At 73.9% G+C, this 21,445-nt stretch carries 16 protein-coding genes and 1 pseudogene; 11 read left to right on the forward strand and 6 right to left on the reverse strand.

The window, feature by feature from the left end:
• Positions 1-114: 114 nt before the first annotated feature.
• Together SM573_RS14645 and acs are read right to left on the reverse strand one after the other, a co-directional pair.
• Entirely contained in the window at positions 115-2,907 is a 2,793-nt protein-coding gene (locus SM573_RS14645) for an immune inhibitor A domain-containing protein (protein WP_474612721.1), read from the reverse strand.
• 264 nt (positions 2,908-3,171) lie between these two features.
• The gene (acs, locus tag SM573_RS14650; protein WP_474612722.1) at positions 3,172-5,160 is read right to left on the reverse strand and encodes an acetate--CoA ligase; all 1,989 of its coding nucleotides are present in this window, start codon (positions 5,158-5,160) and stop codon (positions 3,172-3,174) included.
• A gap of 254 nt (positions 5,161-5,414) precedes the next feature.
• Here acs and SM573_RS14655 point away from each other — a divergent pair, with 254 nt between their 5' ends.
• A complete protein-coding gene (locus SM573_RS14655; protein WP_474612723.1) occupies positions 5,415-6,161 on the forward strand; it encodes a Fic family protein in 747 nt (248 codons plus the stop codon).
• A gap of 145 nt (positions 6,162-6,306) precedes the next feature.
• On the opposite strand, the gene SM573_RS14660 is transcribed toward SM573_RS14655, so the two are convergent.
• The gene (locus tag SM573_RS14660) at positions 6,307-7,110 is read right to left on the reverse strand and encodes an HAD family hydrolase (RefSeq protein ID WP_474612724.1); all 804 of its coding nucleotides are present in this window, start codon (positions 7,108-7,110) and stop codon (positions 6,307-6,309) included.
• 618 nt (positions 7,111-7,728) lie between these two features.
• The gene (locus SM573_RS14665) at positions 7,729-8,655 is read right to left on the reverse strand and encodes an LLM class F420-dependent oxidoreductase (protein WP_474612725.1); all 927 of its coding nucleotides are present in this window, start codon (positions 8,653-8,655) and stop codon (positions 7,729-7,731) included.
• A gap of 462 nt (positions 8,656-9,117) precedes the next feature.
• Between SM573_RS14665 and ssd the strand changes: the two genes are divergently transcribed.
• From ssd to SM573_RS14700, 7 genes and pseudogenes are all read left to right on the forward strand, one after another.
• Entirely contained in the window at positions 9,118-10,218 is a 1,101-nt protein-coding gene (ssd, locus tag SM573_RS14670) for a septum site-determining protein Ssd (protein WP_474616286.1), read from the forward strand.
• Positions 10,215-11,414 (forward strand): TadA family conjugal transfer-associated ATPase, encoded by a 1,200-nt coding sequence (locus SM573_RS14675; RefSeq protein WP_474612727.1) that lies wholly within the window; start codon positions 10,215-10,217, stop codon positions 11,412-11,414. The genes ssd and SM573_RS14675 overlap by 4 nt, the downstream gene beginning before the upstream one ends.
• Positions 11,411-12,472 (forward strand): hypothetical protein, encoded by a 1,062-nt coding sequence (locus SM573_RS14680; protein ID WP_474616287.1) that lies wholly within the window; start codon positions 11,411-11,413, stop codon positions 12,470-12,472. The genes SM573_RS14675 and SM573_RS14680 overlap by 4 nt, the downstream gene beginning before the upstream one ends.
• Entirely contained in the window at positions 12,472-13,290 is an 819-nt protein-coding gene (locus SM573_RS14685; RefSeq protein ID WP_474616288.1) for a type II secretion system F family protein, read from the forward strand. Before SM573_RS14680 ends, SM573_RS14685 begins: the two co-directional genes overlap by 1 nt.
• Positions 13,291-13,355: 65 nt before the next feature.
• Entirely contained in the window at positions 13,356-13,484 is a 129-nt protein-coding gene (locus SM573_RS14690; protein WP_208418639.1) for a DUF4244 domain-containing protein, read from the forward strand.
• Positions 13,484-13,849, forward strand: a complete 366-nt coding sequence (locus SM573_RS14695) for a TadE family type IV pilus minor pilin (protein ID WP_474612899.1) — start codon at positions 13,484-13,486, stop codon at positions 13,847-13,849. The genes SM573_RS14690 and SM573_RS14695 overlap by 1 nt, the downstream gene beginning before the upstream one ends.
• Before the next feature lie 164 nt (positions 13,850-14,013).
• A pseudogene (locus SM573_RS14700) lies at positions 14,014-14,409 on the forward strand (Rv3654c family TadE-like protein); the annotation flags it as partial.
• A gap of 178 nt (positions 14,410-14,587) precedes the next feature.
• On the opposite strand, the gene SM573_RS14705 reads toward SM573_RS14700, so the two are convergent.
• Together SM573_RS14705 and SM573_RS14710 are read right to left on the reverse strand one after the other, a co-directional pair.
• On the reverse strand, positions 14,588-15,166 hold the full coding sequence (locus SM573_RS14705) for an LURP-one-related family protein (RefSeq protein WP_474612731.1): 579 nt from the start codon (positions 15,164-15,166) through the stop codon (positions 14,588-14,590).
• 151 nt (positions 15,167-15,317) lie between these two features.
• Entirely contained in the window at positions 15,318-17,693 is a 2,376-nt protein-coding gene (locus SM573_RS14710; protein ID WP_474616364.1) for a DEAD/DEAH box helicase, read from the reverse strand.
• 188 nt (positions 17,694-17,881) lie between these two features.
• Between SM573_RS14710 and SM573_RS14715 the strand changes: the two genes are divergently transcribed.
• The 3 genes from SM573_RS14715 (at position 17,882) to SM573_RS14725 (ending at position 21,365) form a co-directional block, all read left to right on the forward strand.
• Positions 17,882-18,238 (forward strand): STAS domain-containing protein, encoded by a 357-nt coding sequence (locus tag SM573_RS14715; protein ID WP_474612732.1) that lies wholly within the window; start codon positions 17,882-17,884, stop codon positions 18,236-18,238.
• Complete coding sequence (locus SM573_RS14720; protein ID WP_474612733.1) at positions 18,235-18,672, forward strand: ATP-binding protein; 438 nt, start codon at positions 18,235-18,237, stop codon at positions 18,670-18,672. The genes SM573_RS14715 and SM573_RS14720 overlap by 4 nt, the downstream gene beginning before the upstream one ends.
• A gap of 332 nt (positions 18,673-19,004) precedes the next feature.
• Positions 19,005-21,365 (forward strand): sodium-translocating pyrophosphatase, encoded by a 2,361-nt coding sequence (locus tag SM573_RS14725; protein ID WP_474616289.1) that lies wholly within the window; start codon positions 19,005-19,007, stop codon positions 21,363-21,365.
• The last annotated feature ends 80 nt before the right edge of the window (positions 21,366-21,445 follow it).

A 21,445-nucleotide genomic window follows, 5' to 3' on the forward strand; every position in this document is an offset into this window, starting at 1 on the left:
GCGGATTTGTCACACCCGTAGCCCTCGGGAGGGTCGCCGGGCGGCGCCGGACGACGAGCGGCCCGCCCGGAGCGCACGCTCCGGACGGGCCGCGGGTCACGAGGGGCCGGTCGGTCAGCTCCTCGCGGGGGTCACGAAGACCATGGCGTACGCGTTGTCCCTCGCGGCCGTCAGGATCGAGAGGGAGACGCCGTAGTTGACGCGCTGGTCACCGGGGTTACCGGTGCCCAGGACGATCGCGCCACCGCCGAGCGTCTGGCCGTAGTACTCCGGCGCCGGCTTGCCGTCCGGGTGGGTGACCCGGGTGGTGTACGGCGCGTTGCCCCGCGACGGCACCACCACGGACGCGTCACTGTCCCGGGCGTACGCGGCGCCGTCCCGGATCTCGATGCCCGGGTACCAGCCCTTGGCGTCGGTGAACGCCCGCACCGGCGGCTGCGAGCCGAACTTGGTGCAGTACTCGCTGTACGGCTCACCCGCCGCCTCCAGGCACTCCTGGAAGGGGTAGGTGCGGTTCAGCGAGAACGCCGCGTTCGACGACTGCGGACGGCTGGGCAGGTTGTCCGTCACCGACGGGTCCTTCACCGCCGCCTCACCCTTGCGCCGGAACGGGTCGAAGTGCGAGTCGACGATCAGCAACCCGCCCTTCGCGCCGTAGCTCGGCAGCGCGGTGAGCTGCCCGGTGACGTGGTTGACGTCGCCGAGCGCGGTGTCCCGGTACCAGACCAGCATGCCCGGCGCGTTGTACGAGATCCGGTCGACCTTCCACGCGTCGCGCGAGTAGACCGTGTCGTAGGCGTACTTCAGGCCCTTGTCGAAGCCGTCGAAGTTGCGCCACTCGGCCAGGTAGTAGTGCGCCTGGACCATGGTCCCGCTGTCGATGTTCCAGCCGCCGCCGGTGGTGTCGACCCAGGTGTGCACGCTGGGCGTCCAGCCGTTGGCGCCGTTCTCGACGTCGTCACTCCAGGTGGTGGCGCCGCCACCGGTCACCGAGAAGTCGTCGGCGAACCAGCCCCGCTCGACGAACGCCTCGTCGGTGGCCTGGCGCAGCCGCAGCTGGATGGTCGTCCCGGCGTACGCCGACAGGTCGACGTAGTCGTGCCGCCAACCGTCGGTGCTGCCGGTCAGGCCGTACTTCTTGCCCCCGAAGTCGTTCATCCGGCCGTTCGGGTCCGGGTAGTTGTCCGGGGTCGTGACCACGGTGCCGGCCTCGTCGTAGACCTTCTGCTCGGTCCAGGTGGCGCCGCCGTCCGTCGAGACCTCGACGAAGCCGTAGTCCCAGTCCGCCTCGATGACGTAGTTGTTCCACATCCAGAACTTCGCGTCGGCCGCGGCCGGCACGTCGATCGAGCGGGTCAGCCGCACGTCGGCCCAGTCCTGGTCGTTGCCGCTGTGCCACATGTTCGCGCCGCTGTGCGGCTCGGCCAGGGTGATGACCTTGTCCGGCAGGTCGACCTTGATGCCGTCCTCGGTGCCCACCGGCGTACGCGAGGTCTGCCCGAGCTTCACCAGGCGACCCCGGGAGTCCGGTGCGACGGTGAGCGGGTCGGCCCAGCCGAGGACCCACTTGTCCCAGATGCCCATGTGGGTCGGCAACGCCTGGAAGATCTCACCGGAGTGCGAGCCCGAGGCCATCAGGTCCCAGAAGTCCACGTCCGAGTCGGCGTTGCCGGAGGTGTCGTAGAGGTCCGGCAGACCCAGGTCGTGGCCGAACTCGTGCGCGAAGACACCGACACCGGCGTCCTCGGGCTGCACGATGTAGTTGGACACCTGGAGGTTGGTGCCCGGCACGGTGTAGCCGCCCGGAACCGACGAGGAGTGCGCCCACACGGCGTAGACGCCCTGCGCGCCGCCACCGCTGGACTTGCCCTTGCCGGCGTGCACGAGCACCAGGTGGTCGATCACGCCGTCCGGCTCGAAGAAGTTGCCGTCGCCGTCCCGGTCGGCCTGGTCCTCGATGTCGTAGTCGGCCCAGGGGAAGTCCGGGTCCATCGCGGCCAGCGCGTCGATCGCGTCGGTGGCGAGCCGGCCGGCGCCGGCCGGGTTGTCCGGGTGGCCGTTCATCGACTGCTCACGGCCGGCGACCCAGTTGCCGTTCTCGTCCTGGAAGCAGCGGTTCGCCGCGTACCAGGCCTCCGAGTGCGGCACCGTGATCCACGGGCTGGCCTGCCCGTCCACGGTGTACGCGCCCTTCGACATCTCCAGGTACATGTTGTGCATGGTGCGGCCCGACAGGTCGATGCCGGCCTTGCCGTCCGGACCCTTCAGGTCCTTGCGCACCCGTTCGGTGATGCCCTTCTTGCTGTAGAGCATCTTGTCGTAGTGGGCGGGTGAGAAGTCCTGCACCCACATCGAGTTGTTGTCCTTGTGCGGCAGGCTCGCCGGGTTCGGGATGTTGTTGTGCTTGGGGCCGTTCTGCACCGTGCCCGGCACACACGTGCGATCCTCGAACACCGTCCGCGGCACCATGACGTTGGTGAAGTCGTCGTTGGCCTTGTCGTTGAACTCGACGAGCAGGGTCAGCAGCTTCGCCGTCTGCGTGCTCGGCGCCTGCTTGATCTTCCGCGGGTTCTTGCCGGTCCGGATCGACTTGGCCTCGATCTTGGCCAGCTCGCGCGCGGTGACCGGGTTGCCCCGGGCGTGCTTGCGGTCGAACGCACGGGCGGCCTCGCGGGCCGGCGCGTACACGCCGTCCTTGCCCTTGACCTCACGACCGGCCGTGTCCGGCTGGACCTCGGGCTCGGCGTAGTTGATGTAGAACTCGTCGCTGCCGATCACGGCCCGGGGGGTCGTGGACGGCTCGGCCGCCGCGCTGCCGGTCACGGTCAGTGACGTGGCCGCGAGGGCGATGGCGGGCAGCGCGACGAGTAGGCGTCGGCGTGCCCCGGACTGGGGTTTTCTGTTCATGCCGCTCCGTTTCTCGGGCATGGGTGGCAGGACCTTGGCCGGCCCTCCATCAATGTGACGTCCGTCGAAGTGCGCGGCCGGCGTGAACCTAAATCACAACGGGACCCGAGCGACAGGGGCTGGAGCTCCCCAATGTCCGTTCAGCTTCTTCGATTCCTCCGACTGACCGATGTGACGCCTCGTACCGGGCGGTGTTGCTCCCCGTAAGAAATGACGGAGGGTGGTGGCCCGCGGGCCACCACCCTCCGACAGGTACGCGCGCCGTCAGTCCTCGTCGGACTTCCCGCCGCCCATGCCGGCCGAGATCAGCTCCATCACCGAGGAGTCCTGGAGCGTGGTGACGTCGCCCAGCGACCGGTTCTCCGCGACGTCCCGCAGGAGCCGCCGCATGATCTTGCCGGAGCGGGTCTTGGGCAGCTCGGGCACGAGCATGATCTGCCGCGGCTTGGCGATCGGCCCGAGCGTCTTCGCCACATGGTTGCGCAGGTCCGCGATGAGCTGCTCACCCGACTCGCCGCCGGTCTCCACACTGCCGCGGGGGATGGCGAACGCCACGATCGCCTGCCCGGTCGTGGGGTCGGTCGCGCCGACCACGGCGGCCTCCGCCACGGACGGGTGGGAGACCAGCGCCGACTCGACCTCGGTGGTGGAGATGTTGTGCCCCGACACGAGCATGACGTCGTCCACCCGACCGAGCAGCCAGACGTGCCCGTCGTCGTCCTTCTTCGCGCCGTCACCGGCGAAGTAGACCCAGTCGCCGCCCGACCCGGCGCCCGCGCCGAACCGCGACCAGTACGTCTCGAGGAAGCGGTTGTCGTCGCCCCAGATCGTACGGAGCATCGACGGCCACGGCTCCTTGAGCACCAGGTAGCCACCGCCACCGTTCGGCACCGACTGGGCCTGGTCGTCCACCACGTCCGCCACGATGCCCGGCAGCGGCGTCATGGCGCTGCCCGGCTTGGCCTCGGTCACCCCGGGCAGCGGTGAGATCATGATGGCGCCGGTCTCGGTCTGCCACCAGGTGTCCACGATGGGCAGCCGGCCCCGGCCGACGTGCTGGCGGTACCAGATCCACGCCTCCGGGTTGATCGGCTCACCCACGCTGCCGAGCAGCCGCAGCGAGGAGAGGTCGTACTTCGCCGGGATGTCCTCGCCCCACTTCATCATGGTGCGGATCAGCGTCGGCGCGGTGTAGAGGATCGTCACCCGGTACTTGTCGACGATCTCCCAGAACCGGCCCTTGTGCGGGGTGTCCGGCGTGCCCTCGTACATCACCTGCGTGGCACCGTTGGAGAGCGGCCCGTACACGATGTAGGAGTGCCCGGTGACCCAGCCGATGTCGGCGGTGCACCAGTAGACGTCCGTCTCCGGCTTGAGGTCGAAGACCGCGTGGGTCGTGTACGACGTCTGGGTCAGGTAACCGCCCGTCGTGTGCAGGATGCCCTTCGGCCGCGCCGTCGTGCCGCTCGTGTAGAGGATGAAGAGCGGGTGCTCGGCGTCGAACGGCTGCGCGGCGTGCTCCGGGGAGGCCGTCTCCACCGTCTCGTGCCACCAGTGGTCCTTCTCCGACCAGGCGACGTCCTCGCCGGTGCGCCGGACCACCAGGACGTGCTCCACCGACGGGCACTTCGCCACGGCCTCGTCCACCGTCGGCTTCAGCGCCGACGGCTTGCCCCGGCGGTAGCCACCGTCGGCGGTGATCACCACCTTGGCGGTGGCGTCCTGGATCCGGTTCGTCAGCGCGTCGGCCGAGAAACCGCCGAAGACCACGCTGTGCGTGGCGCCGATACGGGCACAGGCCAGCATCGCCACCGCCGCCTCGGGGATCATCGGCAGGTAGATCGCCACCCGATCGCCGGCGGTGACGCCCAGCTCGGTCAGCGCGTTGGCCGCCTGGCAGGTCAGCTTGTGCAGGTCCGCGTACGTGAGGGTGCGCGTGTCGCCGGGCTCGCCCTCCCAGTGGATGGCCACCTTGTCGCCCCGGCCGGCCTCCACGTGCCGGTCGAGGCAGTTGTACGCCACGTTGAGCTGACCGCCGACGAACCACTTCGCGAACGGCGGGTTCGACCAGTCGAGCACCTGGTCCCACTGCGTCGACCAGGTCAGCCGTCCGGCCTGTCGCTCCCAGAAGGCCAGCCGGTCAGCCGCCGCCTCGTCGTACGCGTCGGCCTTCACGTTGGCGTTCGCGGCGAGTTCGGCCGGCGGCGGGAACTGGCGCGTCTCGTTCAGCAAGTTGGCCAATGCCTCGCTCATCCGTACTCCTCGTCGCTCGGGGTGACCTGAGTCTCGCTTGGGGGAGAGGTTAGTCCCGGCGCCCGCCCGGGGCGACCGCCGGCCACCCGTACCGCGCCCAACGGCGCCCGTCGCGCGCCCAACTGCACGCCCCCGACTCCGCCGCGGCGGGCGGCTCGGGTCCGGCTACCGCGCGCGCTGTCGGCCGCGTGGCGCCGGTCGCCATCGGTGGTGGTTGCCCGTCAGGCCGCGGACCGGGTCGCTAGCGTGACGGGATGACCACCGATCCGCTCGCCCCGCTGCTCGCGCTCGCCGACATCGCTCCCGCCGTGCAGCGGGCCCGCGAGCGGTTCGACGCGGCGCTGCGGCACCGCGCGCTGCGCCGGCACGGAGGCCAGGTCGCGGCCGAGGTCAGCCTCCGGTCCGCGGTGGCGAGCGCCGCCCTGGAGGGGTACGCGTACGAGCGTGAGGCGGTCCGGGCCGGCACCGTCACCGACCCGGTGCTCCAGGGCGCCCTGCGGGTCGCCGGGGCACTTCCCGGGCTCGCCGACCTGTGGCCGAAGGCGCCCCGGCAGGCGCTGGCCAAGCTGCACGTCCTCGCCGCCCGCGACGTCGTACCCGAACCCGAGCTCGGCCGCCCGGCCGCCGACCCGGTGGTCGGTGCCCGGCTGGACGGCCTGGCCGCGCTGGTCGCCGGCGGCACCAAGGTCTCACCGTTGGTGCTCGCCGCCGTGGTCCACGGGGAACTGCTCGCGCTCCGGCCGTTCGCCGGCCCGTCCGGCGTGGTGGCCCGCGGCGCGGCGCGGCTCGTGCTGCTGGCCAGCGGCACCGACCCGCGCGGGCTGCTCGCGGTGGACGTCGGCCACCACGAGCGGGAGCCGGAGTACGTGGGCTCGGCGGGTGCCTTCGCCACCGGCACGCCGGACGGGCTCCGCTCCTGGCTGCGGCACTACATGGCGGCGGTCGAGGTGGGCGCCGACCAGCTCACCCTGATCGGCGACGAGATCCTCGCGGAATCCTGACGCGCCGCGCGCCGTCGCGCGCCCGCGCCGCGTCGAGGCCGCAACTTTCCGGGAAGTGCTGCCTCCCGGGTCCCGGAGGCCACAACTTCCCGGAAGTCGCGCGGGCTGTGGTCGGGTGAGGCTCCCGACGAAGCGCGGTGCGGGGTCAGGCGACCGGGGCCGAGCGGGTGCGGCGGTGCCGGCCGTACCAGGCGATACCGATCGCCACCCCGACGCCGACGCCGAGCGCCGCCGCGGCCACCGGCACGGCCGGGCGCTCCCGCAGCCGCCGGCCCAGCGGGATCGGGTGCCGGAACTCCAGCACCGGCCAGGCGTGCTCGACGGCGAACTTGCGCAGCTGGCGGTCCGGGTTCACCGCGGTCGGGTGGCCCACGCACTCCAGCAGGGGTCGGTCGGTGTACGAGTCGGAGTAGGCGTACGAGTCGGCCAGGTCGTAGCCGCGCTCCTCGGCGAGCCGCTTGACGCCCTCGACCTTGCTGGGGCCGGCCGCGTAGAACTCCACCTCGCCGCTGTAGCGGCCGTCCTCCACCGTCATCCGCGTGGCGATCACGTCGGTCACCCCGAGCAGCTCGCCGATCGGACGGACCATCTCCTCACCGGAGGCGGAGACCAGCACCACGTCCCGCCCGGCGGCCTGGTGCTCCTCGATGAGGGCGGCCGCCTCGGCGTAGACGTACGGGTTGATCAGCTCGTGCAGTGTCTCCGCGACGATCTGGCGGACCTGCTCCACCTGCCAGCCCTTGCAGAGTGTGGCGAGGTAGTCCCGGGTACGGGCCATGGTCTGCTCGTCGGTGCCGCCCAGCCGGAACATCAGCTGCGCGTACGCCGACTTGACCACGTCACGCCGTGTGATCAGCCCGTCCCGGTAGAACGGGCGCCCGAACGCCAGGGCGCTCGACTTGGCGATGACGGTCTTGTCCAGATCGAAGAAAGCGGCACCTTGGCCCACGGCGCGAAAGTCTAGCCCGATGGTCTATGGTCGGCGGGTGCCCGGGGTCCCATGATCTCCGGATCAGTGGGTCGACCCGATCACCTCCGCTCAGAGTGACCGCGATCACACTCTGCGAAAACAAATTCGCAGCGAGTGGAGTGGACACCACTCGACGTAACAGGTCTGCTCAGGCAGACTTGTGGGCAAAACGAGTGTTCATATCTCGTACATCAGGCAGACCCTCAGCGGTTGCACCCCCCGTGACCGCTGAGTTGGTTCGGCTCGACCCCCCCGGAGCCGAACCTCCCGACGACCCCCGTCTCCCCCCGACGGGGGTCGTCCCTTTCCGGAGCACCCGCTGCGGCCCAGCTCACAGGCCGTCACCGTCCGCCTCGACGCCCCGCCGGGGCACGTCCTCGCTCTCGCGCAGCCGAGGTCCCGAAGGCCGGCCGGGGCGCGGGCGGCCCGGTAGTCCGGCGGCTCGGTAACGATTCAGCGGCGTTGCCGCCCGCTCCCGGCGGTGGACGCGGCCCGATCGACGGGCGGTGTCTCGTCCCGGCCGGCGACCGGCAAGGGGCGCGGGCTCGCCGACGGCGCGGCCGACATCGGGACCGACCCGGCTGCCCGCGCGCCGCCCTAGGGCTGCAGCAGCAGCGAAGCCAGGGCCCGCAGCTGCGGCATCAGCTCCTCCGGCCCGTCGACCAGCGGCTGAACGCAGACGTGGTCGGCGCCCGCTTCGTGGTGCGCCCGGACCCGCTCCGCCACCGTCTCCGGGTCGCCCCACGGCACGAGGGCGTCGACCAGGGCGTCGCTGCCCGCGCCGGCCAGGTCCTCCTCGGCCCAACCGAGGTCCCGCAGGTTGCGGACGTAGTTGGGCAGGGTGAGGTACCACGACGTGTACCGGCGGGCCTTCTCCCGCGCCGAGTCGGGATCGGTGTCCAGCACCACGGCCTGCTCCGGCGCCAGCACCGGCTCCGGGCCGAGGATCTCGCGGGCACGCGCGGTGTGCTCCGGCGTGACGAAGTACGGGTGCGCGCCCGCGCTGCGCCGCGCCGCCAGCTCCAGCATCCCGGGACGCAGCGCGGCCAGCACCCGTGGGGCCCGCTGCGGCAGCGGTGCGGCGTACTCGGTCTCGTCCATCGCGTCGAGATAGGAGCGCATGGCCGCGAGCGGCCGCCCGTAGTCGTGGCCGCGCGCCGACACCAGCGGCGCGTGACTCACCCCGAGCCCGAGCAGGAAACGGCCGTCGTACGCCTCCGCCAACGCGTTCGCGCCGTTGGCGGCGGCCGTGGCGTCACGGACCCAGATGTTGGCGATGCCGGTGGCCACCACCAGGCTGCGGGTCGCGCCGAGCAGGATCGCGGAGTGGACGAGCGCTTCCTTGTACCGCGCCGTCTCCCCGACCCAGAGCGCGCCGTAGCCCAGCTCCTCCACCTCGGCGGCGACCGTGCGGCCGAACTCAGCCGACTGACCGCCGAGGACACCCGTCCAGACCCCGATCGGGCCGATCCGCCGCTTCACGTCGGCCGGGTCGACGTCACCGGATCGCTGCTGCTGGTCCACGGCATCTCCTCGGGCAGAACCGATCATCGCCATCCCGACGGTATCTCGCCGGCCGACCACCCGACGCGCCGAACGTGGTGATCCGGGTCGCCGCGGCTGGCGCGGTCGGCAGGCTCACCCGACACCTCAGCCGAGCCCCGCAGCGCCGGCCATCAACCGGGACCTGAACGTCGCTCCACGCCGCCGCGCGACGGCCCGTGCGTGGCGCCCGCCGCGACGGCCCGTGCGTGGCGCCCGCCCGCGACGGCCCGTGCGGGGGGTGGCCTGCCCGTAGCGGGCCGGCCTGCCGCGCCGGCCGACGGTCCGCATCGGATGGCTCCATATAGCAGATCGAACGCCGCGGCGGGCGTTGTCCACAGCCGCTCCGGTTGTCCACAGCCCGGCGTCTCCGGGCAGCCGGTGGCGCGGATCGCGAGCAGGGTCTGGTCCAGCACCTTCGAGCCCTGACCGCTGGAGGCCGCGATGCCACCCCGTACCTCCGTCGCCCCGTCCGGCCGACGTCCGCTGGTCGTCACCGGCGACGACGACCTCCTCGACGACCTGCTCCGGCTCGCCGCCGCCGGCGGCGCCGAGCTGGAGCTCGCCCCCGATCCGGCGGCCGCCCGCACCCGCTGGCTGCCCGCACCGCTCGTGCTGCTCGGTGTCGACCAGGCGCAGCCCTGTCTCCGGGCGCGCCTGCCGCAGCGGCCCCGGCTCGTTCTCGTGGGCCGCTCCGGTGAGTTCGATCCTGGCTGGCAGGTCGCCGAGCTGATCGGCGCCGAGCACGTGGCCACCCTGCCCGCCGCCGAGCCCTGGCTGGTCGACCGTCTCGCCGAGCACGGCGCCGACCCGCCGGTCGCCGCGGCCCGCGTCGTGGCGGTGCTCGGTGGGCGGGGCGGAGCGGGGGCGAGCATCCTGGCCGGCGGGCTCGCGGTCACCGCCGCCCGAGCGCGGCTGCGCACACTCCTCGTGGACGCCGACCCGCTCGGCGGCGGGCTCGACCTGGTCCTCGGCTGGGAGCAGCTCGACGGCCTCCGCTGGCCGGCGCTCACCGCCGCCGACGGCCGGGTGGACGCTCCGGCGTTGGTCCGGGCCCTGCCTCGCCGGGGTGACCTGGTGGTGCTCTCGTGGGACCGCGGCGACCTGCTCGCACTGCCCGCCCCCGCGATGGCCGCCACCCTCGACGCCGCCCGCCGAGGGCGGGACTTCGTGGCCGTCGACCTGCCCCGGCAGCTCGACGACGCCGCGGTGACCGCGCTACAGGGCGCCGACCGGGCCTACCTGGTCGTTCCGGCCGAGCTGCGTGCCACGGCGGCGGCCGCCCGGGTCGCCGCGGCCGCGGCCCCGCACTGCGCGGACCTGTCGGTCATCGTGCGCGGGCCGGCACCCGGTCGGCTGCGCGCGGCCGAGGTGGCGCGGGCCCTGAACCTGCCGTTGGCCGGCACGCTTCGGCCCGAGCCGGCGATCGTACGCGGGTTGGAGCGCGGCGAGGCGCCCGCGGCGACCGGGCGAGGCCCGTTGGCCGTCCTCTGCCAGCGGATCGTCGCCGAGGTGACCGGCGTGCCGACGGCGGGTGCGGCATGACCGACGAGGGGCTCTCCGCCCGGGTACGGCAGCGGATCGCGGCCGCGGCGACCCCGGTCACTCCGGCCGCGATCGTCTCCGCGGTACGCGCCGAGCCCACCGCCGCCGTTCTCGGCGACACGGCGGTGCTGCGGATGGCCGACCGGGTCCGCGACGAGCTGGTCGGCGCCGGGCCGCTCGCCCCGCTGCTGGCGGATCCGGAGGTGACCGACGTGCTGGTCAACGGCGTGCGGGTCTGGGTCGACCGGGGGCAGGGGCTGCACCAGGTGGCCGTGCCGATGGGGACGGTCGACGAGGTGCGCCGGTTGGCGCAGCGGCTGACCGCGAGCGCCGGACGGCGGCTGGACGACGGCTCCCCGTACGCCGACGCGCGGCTCGCCGACGGCACGCGCCTGCACGCCGTACTGCCGCCGGTGGCGACCGACGGCCCCTACCTCTCGTTGCGGACCTTCCGCCAGAAGCCCTTCACGTTGGACGAGTTGGTGCGCCACGGCACCGTGCCCCGTCCGGTCGCGCCGCTGCTCGCCGCCGTGGTCGCGGCGCGGCTCGCGTACCTGGTGACCGGCGGCACCGGCTCCGGCAAGACGACGCTGCTCAACACGTTGCTGGGGCTGGTGCCCGCGACCGAGCGGATCGTGCTGGTGGAGGACGCGGCCGAGCTGCAGCCGAGGCATCCACACGTGGTGGGCCTGCAGGCCCGCACGGCCAACGTGGAGGGCTCGGGTGTGGTGAGCCTGGCCGACCTCGTACGGCAGGCGCTGCGGATGCGGCCGGACCGCCTGGTCGTCGGGGAGTGCCGGGGCGGCGAGGTGGTCGACCTGCTCGCCGCGCTGAACACCGGCCACGACGGCGGCGCCGGGACACTGCACGCCAACGCGCCGTCCGACGTGCCGGCCCGGTTGGAGGCGCTGGGGATGCTCGGCGGGTTGCCGCGCGCGGCCCTGCACGCCCAGGTGGCCGCCGCCCTCCAGGTCCTGTTGCAGGTCCGCCGCGGCGACCGGGGCCGCGTACTGGAGTCCGTCTGCCTGCTGCTGCCGGACGGCCCGGACCGGATGGTCACCGTGGTGCCCGCCTGGGTACGCGGGCGAGGCCCCGGCCAGGCCGCCGGAGCCCTCGCGGCGATGCTCGCCGAGCGGGGCGTGGCGGCTCCGCCCATCCTCGGTGAGCCGTGGCCCGGATCGGCGGGTCCGGCGTGAACGCCGGAACGTGGCCCGTCGCGGCGGGTCTGCTGCTCGTGGTGGCGGTGCTGGTGGGCTGGCCGCTGCGCAGCGCCCGGGCACGTCGTGGCGCGGTGATCAGCGGCGTGGGCGGGTCGGGGCGCCGACCGGTGGACCGGCCGGTCGAGGACCCGCTCGTCGACTGGGTCACCGAGCTGGGGCGGGCGCTGGACACCCCCGGCGACGGACCGCGCGCTGATCCGCCCCGCCGGCATGAGCCGCGGGTCGATGCCGGCCTGCCACGGCCGCTGGCCCAGCGGCCCGGTCCGCGGCGTCCCTCCGGTCCGTCGCGGCCTCCCGGCCGCCGCGACGGGCGGGGTCCGGCCGGTTCGGGTGGGACTCCGGCCGTGAGCGCCGCCGTCCAAGGCCAGCAGCCCGGCGCCGCGTCACCGCCGGGCAGCGGTCCCCGATGGGCGTCCCTGTTGAGCCGGTCGCCGAGGCGTAGCGCCCTGCTGGCCGCTCTCGCCGGGGCGACGGCCGGCGGTCTGCTCGCGGGCCCGGTCGCGGCGGTGGCGGTCGCCGCGTACGCCGTCCTCGGGGTACGCGGGGCGATCCGGTGGCAGGCGACACGGCACGCGGAGCAGGCCCGGCGGCAGCGCCTCGACCAGCTCTGCGGGTTCGCCGCGGACCTGCGCGCCGGCCTTCCGGTGCCGGCGCTGACCAGTACCGCACCTGCCACCCGCACCAGCGACCGGGACCGGCTCGACCGTCTGGCGTCGGCCGCCGTGCGGCTCGCCGACCGCACCGGCGCGCCCCTGGCGGATCTGGTGGAGCGGATCGAGGCCGACGCCCGTTCGACCGACCGGGCGTTGTCCGCAGCGGCCGCACAGGCGGCCGGCGCCCGGGCGACCGCCTGGCTGCTGGCGGCCCTGCCGCTCGGCGGGATCGGGCTCGGCTACGGCATCGGCGTGGACCCGGTGCGCGTGCTCCTGCACACGCCGCTCGGCGCGGCCTGCGCGCTGCTCGCGGTCGCGCTCCAGGCCGCGGGGCTGTTCTGGGCCGAGCGCCTCGGCGCCGCGCCCGCCCGGGTCGGCTGATGTCCCGCGCCGCACTGGCCGCCGGCCTCCTGGTGGCGGCGACCCCGCTGGTCGCCCTCACCGCTCGCCGGCCGCTGCACCGGCTGCGGGCGCTGCGCGACGACCGAGCCGGATCGATCCCCCACGGTGGACCGGCGGTCCGGGCCGACGACAGCGACGGCGCGCATCCCCCGGCGATCGGTGAGGAAGTGTCGGGCGGGCACGCTCGACGCTCCGCCCGGCGGCGACCGGACGCTGTCCGGCTCGCCGCGGCGCTGGGTGGGCTGGCGCTGGCGGTGGTGGTCGGCGGGTGGCCCGGCCTGCTGGGCGCGGCCCCCACCGCGCTGCTGCTCGACCGGTTGTTGCGGCGGATCGAGTCACCCGCGGCACGCAACCGGCGCCTCCAGGAGGCCGCAGACCTGCCCCTCGCCGCCGACCTCCTGGCCGCGGCCATGCGGGCGGGCGCACCCGTGGACCGGTCGGTGCTCGCGGTCGCCGAGGCGCTGGACGGTCCGCTCGCCGCCCGCCTCGGGCGGGTCGGTCGCACGCTGCTGCTCGGCGGCGGTCCCGAGGAGGCGTGGTCGGTGCTCGACGGCGTACCGGGCGCGGACCGGCTCGCCTCCGCCGCCTACCGGTCGTCCCACAGCGGGGCCGCGCTCGCCGGCGCCCTCACCCGGCTCGCCGACGACCTGCGCGCCGACCGGGCCACCGCCGCCGAGGCGTCGGCCCGGCGGGCGGGCGTCCTCATCGTGCTGCCGCTGGGGCTCTGCTTCCTGCCAGCCTTCATTCTCGCCGGCCTGGTGCCGGTGATCGTCGCCGTCCTCGGCGACGTGCTCTGACAACCATCGAGGAAGGGGTACGACACGTGCGCAAACTGCTCGCCCGCCTGCGCGGGGACGCCGGGATGAACACGGCCGAGTACGCCGTCGGCACGCTCGCCGCGGTCGCCTTCGCGGGCATCCTGCTGAAGGTGCTGACGTCCGGCAACGTCCAGTCCGCGTTGACCGCCGTCATCGACCGGGCACTGAAGTGATCCGGCGCCGGCTGGCCGGCCGCGACCGGGGGTCCTTCACCGCCGAGCTGGCGGCCGGCCTGCCGGCGCTGCTGCTGCTCCTGTTCGCCGGTCTCACCGCGGTGGAGGCGGTCACCACGAAGGCGGCCTGCCTCGACGCCGCCCGGGAGGCGGCACTCGCCGCCTCCCGGGGCGAGGAGGGCGTGGAGGCGGGACACCGGGTCGCACCCCGGGACGCCGTCGTCACCGTGACCGTCGGCGAGGACCGGGTCACTGTCACCGTGCGGGCACCCGTCCGCCCTCTCGGCGCCCGGCTACCCCGGCTCTCCGTCGCGGCCACCACGGTCGCCGCCGTCGAACCGGGCTCACCGGCGGCCCGGCCGTGACCGTCGCGCCGGCCCGTCGACGGCACGCCCGCGTCGAACCGGGAGAGGCCGCCCGCGTCGCCACCAGCGCCGCCCGAGCTGCCCGTGCCGTCTGTGTCGCCCGAGGCGGCACGGGCCACCGCGCGGGTCGGGGCGGTGACGGCGGCGAGGCGTCGGTTCACCGCGGCCCTTCGGCCGGTGACGGGGACGCGAGAACGGCTCACCGCGCAGGTCGGGACGGTGATCGTGGTGGGGCCACGGTCTGCCTGCTCGCGGTCGGGTTGGTGCTCGTCCTGGTCGGCACGTACGCGGCCGCCGTCGGCTCCGCCCGGGTCGCCCGGCACCAGGCCCGCGCCGGTGCCGACTTCGCGGCGTTGGCCGCGGCGGGGCAGGCCCCGGGCGGTGCCGGCCCGGCCTGCGCGGCGGCGGACGAGTTGGCCCGTGCCAATCACGGCCGGCTGACGCGCTGCCGGCTCGACGGCCTCGACGTGCTGGTGACGGTGGAGGTCGAGGTCCGTCCGCTGCCGGGGATGCGGCGGATCGCCGCCGCAACCGCTCGTGCGGGTCCGGTCCGGGGCTGACCTGCCAGCGCCCGGCCCGTCGGCGGGACGTCGACCGGGCCGAACGGGTCGTGGCGCCACGGCAGTCCGCACCGCGGCGTCGCCCGGCTCCGCCCATCACCCACCCGCCACCGCACACCGTGCACGAGAAGGGCCGGCGCCGCGGCCGGTCCGGCCACGGCACCGGCGACGGGTCGGGTCAGCGGGCCTGGAGCGCGTCGAGGGCGACGGCCATCGCGATGACCAGGCGGCGGTCGATCTGCGGGTGCTGGATCTCCACCACGTAGCGGTCGCGCAGACCCCACTTCTTCACGACCGAGAACACCGGCTGGCCGCCGGCCGTGAAGTCGAAGTGGTACGGCAGCCAGGAGAGCGAGTCGACGAAGCGGCGCAGCAGCGCCACCGGCAGGCTGCGCTCCTGGCCCGTGACCTGCGGCAGCCCGTTCTGCTCGACGTGCCAGGTGGAGCGGAGCAGGGACTGCGCGAAGTCCTTGCGGAACAGGCCGATCGGGTTGCCGGCGGCGTCGGTGACGTCGTACGTGGCGCCGAGGTCGAGGCGCTGGCGCGCCTTGAAGCCGAGCAGCGGCTGCTGCTTGGAGTCGTCCGTGTAGATGGTGACCTGCTCCTTGAAGGCGAGCCGCTTCTGCTGCGCGAAGGCCAGCAGTTCGCCCTCGGAGCCGTCCGGTGCCACGGAGTGGACCTCGTACTGGTTGACCATCATCCGCAGTCGCTGGCGGATGTGGAATCGCTGCTGGGTCTGCAAGACGTCGAGCTGCATGTGTTCTCCTCAGGATGGCTGCGCCGGAGTGTCGCACACCACATTCACCGCTGCCGGCCCGGCCGTCGGCCCGACCCACCGGAGGAACGGGCCCGGTCACCGCGCAGCGCCCACTCGCGACCGGGAGCCGGGCGCGGCCCTCGTCCGCGTCTCAGGAGGGCAGGTTCGCCAGCACCACGTCGAGCACCCGCACGGCGTCCGCCTTGGAGAGCGGGTTGTTGCCGTTGCCGCACTTCGGGGACTGGACGCAGGACGGGCAGCCGGTCTCACAGGCGCACTCGGCGATCGCGTCCCGGGTGGCCCGCAGCCAGGTCGCCGCCGTGCCGTACGCCCGCTCGGCGAAGCCCGCCCCGCCCGGGTGCCCGTCGTAGACGAAGACGGTCGGAGCCTCGGTGTCGGGGTGCAGGGCGGTGGAGAGCCCGCCGATGTCCCAGCGGTCGCAGGTGGCGATCAGCGGCAGCAGCCCGATCGCGGCGTGCTCGGCGGCGTGCAGCCCACCGGGCACGTCCCCCGGGTCCACACCGGCGGACGCCAGCGACTCCGGCGAGAGGGTGAACCAGACCGCGACCGTACGCAGCTCACGGGCCGGCAGGTCCAGGGGCCGGGTGTCGATCACCTCACCGGACGGGAGCCGCCGGCGCTGGTAGGAGACCACCTGGCTGGTCACGTCCACCTCGCCGAGGAACATCCCGACCGGCCCGGCGTCCACGTACGAGCGCACCGACACCACCGACACGTCGGTGACGTCCCGCGCGTGGGTGGTCCAGTCCGGCTCCTCGGCGTGCACCAGCGCGCACCCGTCGGCCAGGTCCAGCTCGTCCACCACGTACGAGACGCCCTGGTGCAGGTAGACCGCCCCGGGGTGCAGCAGGAAGTGCGACGAGCCGCCGTCCACGGTGCCGAGCAGCCGCCCGGTGGCCGCCTCCACCACGCACACCGGGGCACCGCCCTCGCCCCGCAGGTCGACCTCGGGCCGTTCCCGGTGCCGCCAGTACCAGCCGGTCGGGCGTTGCCGTAGCGCGCCCGCCGTCACCAGCTCGTCGACGGCCTCCTTCGCCCCCTCCCCGAAGAGCGTCAGGTCGGCGGGGGTGAGGGGCGCCTCCGCCGCGGCGCAGGCCAGCTGCGGGGCGAGCACGTACGGGTTGGCCGGGTCGAGCACGGTCGCCTCGACCGGCCGCCCGAAGACCGCCTCGGGGTGGTGCACGAGGTAGGTGTCCAGGGGGTCGTCCCGGGCCACCAGCACCGCGAGCGCCTCCTGCCCCGAGCGCCCGGCCCGGCCGGCCTGCTGCCAGAGCGAGGCCCGGGTGCCGGGGTATCCGCAGATCAGCACGGCGTCCAGGCCGACCAGGTCGACGCCGAGCTCCAGCGCGTTGGTCGAGGCCAGCCCGAGCAGGTCGCCGTGCAGGAGGGCCCGCTCCAGCTCCCGCCGCTCCTCGCGCAGGTAGCCGGCGCGGTAGGCGGCGACCCGGTCGCCGAGACCGGGCACCGCCTCGTCCAGGGCGCGTCGCGCGTTGGCCGCCACCACCTCGGCGCCGCGCCGCGACCGCACGAAGGCGAGGGTGCGTACCCCCGCGGCGACCGTGTCGGCGAGCAGGTCCGCGGTCTCGCGCAGCGCCGAGCGGCGCACCGGCGCGAGGTCCGCCGCGTCGGAGGAGGTGTCGGCAGAGGGCAGCGGCGGAGGCTCCCAGAGCGCGAAGGTCACCCCGCCGCGCGGGGAGGTGTCCTCGGTCACGGCGGCCACCGGAAGGCCGGTGAGCCGCCCGGCCGCCGTCGCCGGGTCGCCCGACGTGGCGGAGGCCAGCACGAAGACGGGCGTGGTGCGCGAGCCGGCGAGCGCGGGAGAGGGGGCACGGCCGGTGGCCCCGCTCAGCCGGCGCAGGCGGCGCAGCACGTGCGCGACGTGCGACCCGAACACCCCACGGTAGGTGTGGCACTCGTCGACCACCACGTAGGCGAGCCGGCGCAGGAAGCCCGACCACTGGCCGTGGTTGGGCAGGATGCCGTGGTGCAGCATGTCCGGGTTGGTCAGCACGAAGCGGGAGTGCCGGCGGATCCACTCCCGCTCGGCGCGCGGGGTGTCGCCGTCGTAGCAGGCGGGGCGTACACCGTCGAGTTCCAGCTCGGCGACGGCGCGCAACTGGTCGGCGGCGAGCGCCTTGGTCGGCGCCAGGTAGAGCACGGTGGCCCGGGGGTCGGCGAGCAGGGTCGCCAGCGCCGGAAGCTGGTAGGCCAGGGACTTCCCGGACGCCGTGCCGGTGGCGACCACGACGTGCTGTCCGTCGTACGCCAGCGCGGCCGCCTCGGCCTGGTGCCGCCAGGGCGCGACCACCCCGCGCCGGGCGAGGGCCGCCCGCAGCTCCTCCGGGACCCACTGCGGCCAGGGCGCCGGCACCCCGGCGCGGGCGGGCACGCGCTCGACGTGGGTGACCGGGTCGGCGTCTGCGCGGACCCGCAGCCGGGCCAGCAGGTCGCCCGGGGCGCGCTCGGGGGCGGCCGGGGCGGATACGGTGGCGGACGACGGCTCCAGGTCGCGGCGCGGCGCGGGACGCGCCGAGCTGAAGCTGTCGTTGGTCACGTCCTGCACTCTCGCACTGGTGTTCGGAGATGAAAAGCCGGGGCCCGGGGTATGGGGAAGGCTTCGCCGGTGACCACTGCGTCTCTCGGCGGTAGTGGTTAGATGCCCAGGAGAGTTTACGGCTCTTGCGAGGAGGACCGATGGAGCTGTCGCTGGCGACCCGGGCCGTGGGGGAGCACACGGTGCTCGAGGTCGGCGGTGAGGTGGACGTCTACACCGCCCCCCGGTTGCGCGAACGGCTCCTCGAACTGATCGACGGTGGCGCCCGCCACGTGGTGGTCGACCTCGGCCGGGTGGACTTCCTCGACTCCACCGGGCTGGGGGTGCTGGTCGGCGCGCTGAAGCGGCTGCGCTCCGCGGGCGGGTCGTTCGCCCTGGTCTGCGACAAGGAGCCGTTGCTCAAGATCTTCCGGATCACCGCGCTCGACCAGGTGTTCCCGCTGCACGCCACGGTCGACGCGGCGGTCGGCGCCGACCCGGCCGGTGCCGGCGCGTGATGGCCACGGTCCGTCTCTCGTTCTCCCCGGCGCCGGTGCACGTGCGCACCGCCCGCCTGGTCGGCGTCGCGGTCGCCCGGCGGGCCGGCGTCCGTGAGGACCTCCTCGACGAGGTCCGCCTCGCCATCGGCGAGGCCTGCACCCGCGCGGTCGCCCTGCACCGCCAGTACGGTCTGCACGACCCGGTGCTGGTGGAGATGTCGGACTCGGGGCAGTACGCCGTCCGGGTCGTCGACCGCGCCCCGATCGAGGCGGGCATCGGTCTCGCCGCGCTGCCTCCGGACGAGTTGGCCAACGAGTCGCTCACCGACGAGGCGCTCACCACCGGGGTGGGCTTCGCCCTGCTCGCCGGCTTCGTGGAGGACCTCCAGGTCCGGCCGGTCGACGAGGGCATCGGCACCGAGGTGCGGATGGTCTGGCCCGTGGGCCGCTGACCCACCCGCCGCGTCAGGCGCCTCGCGCGCACCGCACAGGCCGCGTTCCCGCTGGGACGCGGCCTGTTGTCATGGACCGGCTCCTATATCAGATTTCGGTTCATAACACAGCGACGAAGATCATCGGCGTGGGGTGCCCCCTCGGTGTGACCTCCGACACTGCGGAGGGCTACAGTACCCGGGTTGTCAGCAAGTGATCCATCCCGCAGCCAGTGGGAACGGGTGTTCGTCGCTGGTCCACGGGCGGGTCGGCGGGCGCTTGCGAGTCCGCATCCAGGCGCCGGCCGGTGCGTCTCCACCGACCGGTGCGTGTTCGGTACAGGAGGACACAGATGTCCGAGACCTTGGCCGCCGAGGGCGGCGGGCTTTCCCTTACCGGAGCCAATGTCACGTACGTCGTCATCGCCGCGGTCATCGCGATGGTGGCGCTCGTCTTCGCCGCCGCCCTGACCAGGGCGGTCCTGGCGGCCGGCAAGGGCACCACCAACATGCAGGAGATCTCCGGGGCGGTCCAGGAGGGCGCCTCGGCATACCTGCTCCGGCAGTTCCGCACCCTGGCGATCTTCGTCGTGATCGCGGTGGTACTGCTCTTCCTGCTGCCGGTGCACGACACCGACGGCAACGAGACCGCCGTGAAGATCGGCCGGTCGGCCTTCTTCGTGGTGGGCGCGCTGTTCAGCGCGTTCATCGGTGGCGCCGGCATGTGGCTGGCCACACGGGCCAACCTGCGGGTCGCGGCCGCCGCGCGGGAGCGACAGGGCGGCCGGGAAGCCGCCATGAAGATCGCCTTCCGGACCGGCGGGGTGGTCGGCTTCCTCACCGTCGGCCTCGGCCTCTTCGGCGCGGCGCTGGTCGTGCTGATGTTCCGCGGTGACGCGCCGACCGTCCTGGAGGGCTTCGGCTTCGGCGCCGCGCTGCTGGCCATGTTCATGCGGGTCGGCGGCGGCATCTTCACCAAGGCCGCGGACGTCGGCGCCGACCTGGTCGGCAAGGTCGAGCAGGGCATCCCGGAGGACGACCCCCGCAACGCCGCCACCATCGCCGACAACGTGGGCGACAACGTCGGCGACTGCGCCGGCATGGCCGCCGACCTCTTCGAGTCGTACGCGGTCACGCTGGTCGCCGCGCTGATCCTCGGCCGGGCCGCGTTCGGCGAGGAGGGCCTGGTCTTCCCGCTGATCGTCTCCGGCATCGGTGCCGTCATCGCGATCCTCGGCGTCTTCATCACCCGGCTGCGCGCCAGCGACCGCAGCGGCCTCACCGCGATCAACCGCGCCTTCTACGCCTCGGCGCTGGTCTCCGCGGTGCTGGTGGCGATCGCCACCTGGGCGTACCTCCCGGCCACCTTCGGTGAGCTGGGCGGCGGGCTCACCGAGGAGGACGGCAACCCGCGCCTCGTGGCGATCGGCGCCGTGGTGATCGGCATCGTGCTGGCCGCGGCCATCCAGGCGCTGACCGGCTACTTCACCGAGACCAACCGGCGCCCGGTGCAGGACATCGGCAAGAGCTCGCAGACCGGCCCGGCCACCGTCATCCTCGCCGGCATCAGCGTCGGCCTGGAGTCGGCGGTCTACTCGGCGCTGCTGATCGGCGCCGGTGTCTTCGGGGCCTTCCTGCTCGGCGGCAGCTCCATCACGCTCTCGCTCTTCGCGGTCGCGCTGGCCGGCACCGGCCTGCTCACGACCGTCGGCGTGATCGTCGCCATGGACACCTTCGGCCCGATCTCCGACAACGCCCAGGGTGTGGCGGAGATGTCCGGCGACATCGACGAGCACGGCGCCCGGACGCTGACCGAGCTGGACGCGGTGGGCAACACCACGAAGGCCATCACCAAGGGCATCGCGATCGCCACCGCGGTGCTGGCCGCGACCGCGCTGTTCGGCTCGTACACCGACACGCTGCGCACCGCGTACGCGGACGCGGGGGTCGGCGACGTCGGGGCGGAGATCCTCAACTCGCTGAACGTGGCGAACCCGCGCAACCTCGTCGGCCTGATCATCGGCGCGGCGGTGGTCTTCCTCTTCTCCGGGCTGGCCATCAACGCGGTGTCCCGCTCGGCCGGCGCCGTCGTCATGGAGGTCCGCCGGCAGTTCCGTGAGCTGCCCGGGATCATGGACCGCACCCAGCGGCCGGAGTACGGCAAGGTGGTCGACATCTGCACCCGGGACGCGCAGCGCGAGCTGATGACCCCCGGTCTGCTGGCCATCATGGCGCCGATCGCGGTCGGTTTCGGCCTCGGCCCGGGCGCGCTCGCCGCGTACCTGGCCGGTGCGATCGGGGCGGGCACCCTGATGGCCGTCTTCCTGGCCAACTCGGGTGGCGCCTGGGACAACGCCAAGAAGCTCGTCGAGGACGGCGCGTACGGCGGCAAGGGCTCCGAGTCGCACGCGGCGACCGTCATCGGCGACACCGTCGGCGACCCGTTCAAGGACACCGCCGGCCCGGCGATCAACCCGCTGATCAAGGTGATGAACCTGGTCTCGCTGCTGATCGCGCCGGCCGTGGTGGCCTGGAGCGTGGGCTCCGACAAGAACACCGGCCTGCGGATCACCATCGCCGTGGTGGCGGCGCTGGTGGTCGTCGTGGCCGTGCTGTTCAGTAAGCGCAAGGGGGTGGCGATGTCCGACGCGGACCCCGGTGACGGCACCGGTTCGGGCAGCGCCGAGCAGCGGCCGGAGACGGTTCCGGCCTGACGGCGCACCGCAGCGTGGGGCCCCGGCCGGCGTCCATCGCCGGCCGGGGCCCCGCAAACCTGAGCGGTGCCGGCGTTCGG

The sequence above is a fragment of the Micromonospora xinjiangensis genome, from assembly GCF_056150165.1.

Coding starts and splice junctions, on each gene's coding strand:
- SM573_RS14675 (WP_474612727.1), top strand. CDS start 10,215: ATGACCGACGAGGGGCTCTCCGCCCGGGTACGGCAGCGGATCGCGGCC.
- SM573_RS14690 (WP_208418639.1), top strand. CDS start 13,356: ATGAACACGGCCGAGTACGCCGTCGGCACGCTCGCCGCGGTCGCCTTC.
- SM573_RS14705 (WP_474612731.1), bottom strand. CDS start 15,166: ATGCAGCTCGACGTCTTGCAGACCCAGCAGCGATTCCACATCCGCCAG.
- ssd (WP_474616286.1), top strand. CDS start 9,118: ATGCCACCCCGTACCTCCGTCGCCCCGTCCGGCCGACGTCCGCTGGTC.
- SM573_RS14725 (WP_474616289.1), top strand. CDS start 19,005: ATGTCCGAGACCTTGGCCGCCGAGGGCGGCGGGCTTTCCCTTACCGGA.
- SM573_RS14655 (WP_474612723.1), top strand. CDS start 5,415: ATGACCACCGATCCGCTCGCCCCGCTGCTCGCGCTCGCCGACATCGCT.
- SM573_RS14685 (WP_474616288.1), top strand. CDS start 12,472: ATGTCCCGCGCCGCACTGGCCGCCGGCCTCCTGGTGGCGGCGACCCCG.
- SM573_RS14715 (WP_474612732.1), top strand. CDS start 17,882: ATGGAGCTGTCGCTGGCGACCCGGGCCGTGGGGGAGCACACGGTGCTC.
- SM573_RS14645 (WP_474612721.1), bottom strand. CDS start 2,907: ATGAACAGAAAACCCCAGTCCGGGGCACGCCGACGCCTACTCGTCGCG.
- acs (WP_474612722.1), bottom strand. CDS start 5,160: ATGAGCGAGGCATTGGCCAACTTGCTGAACGAGACGCGCCAGTTCCCG.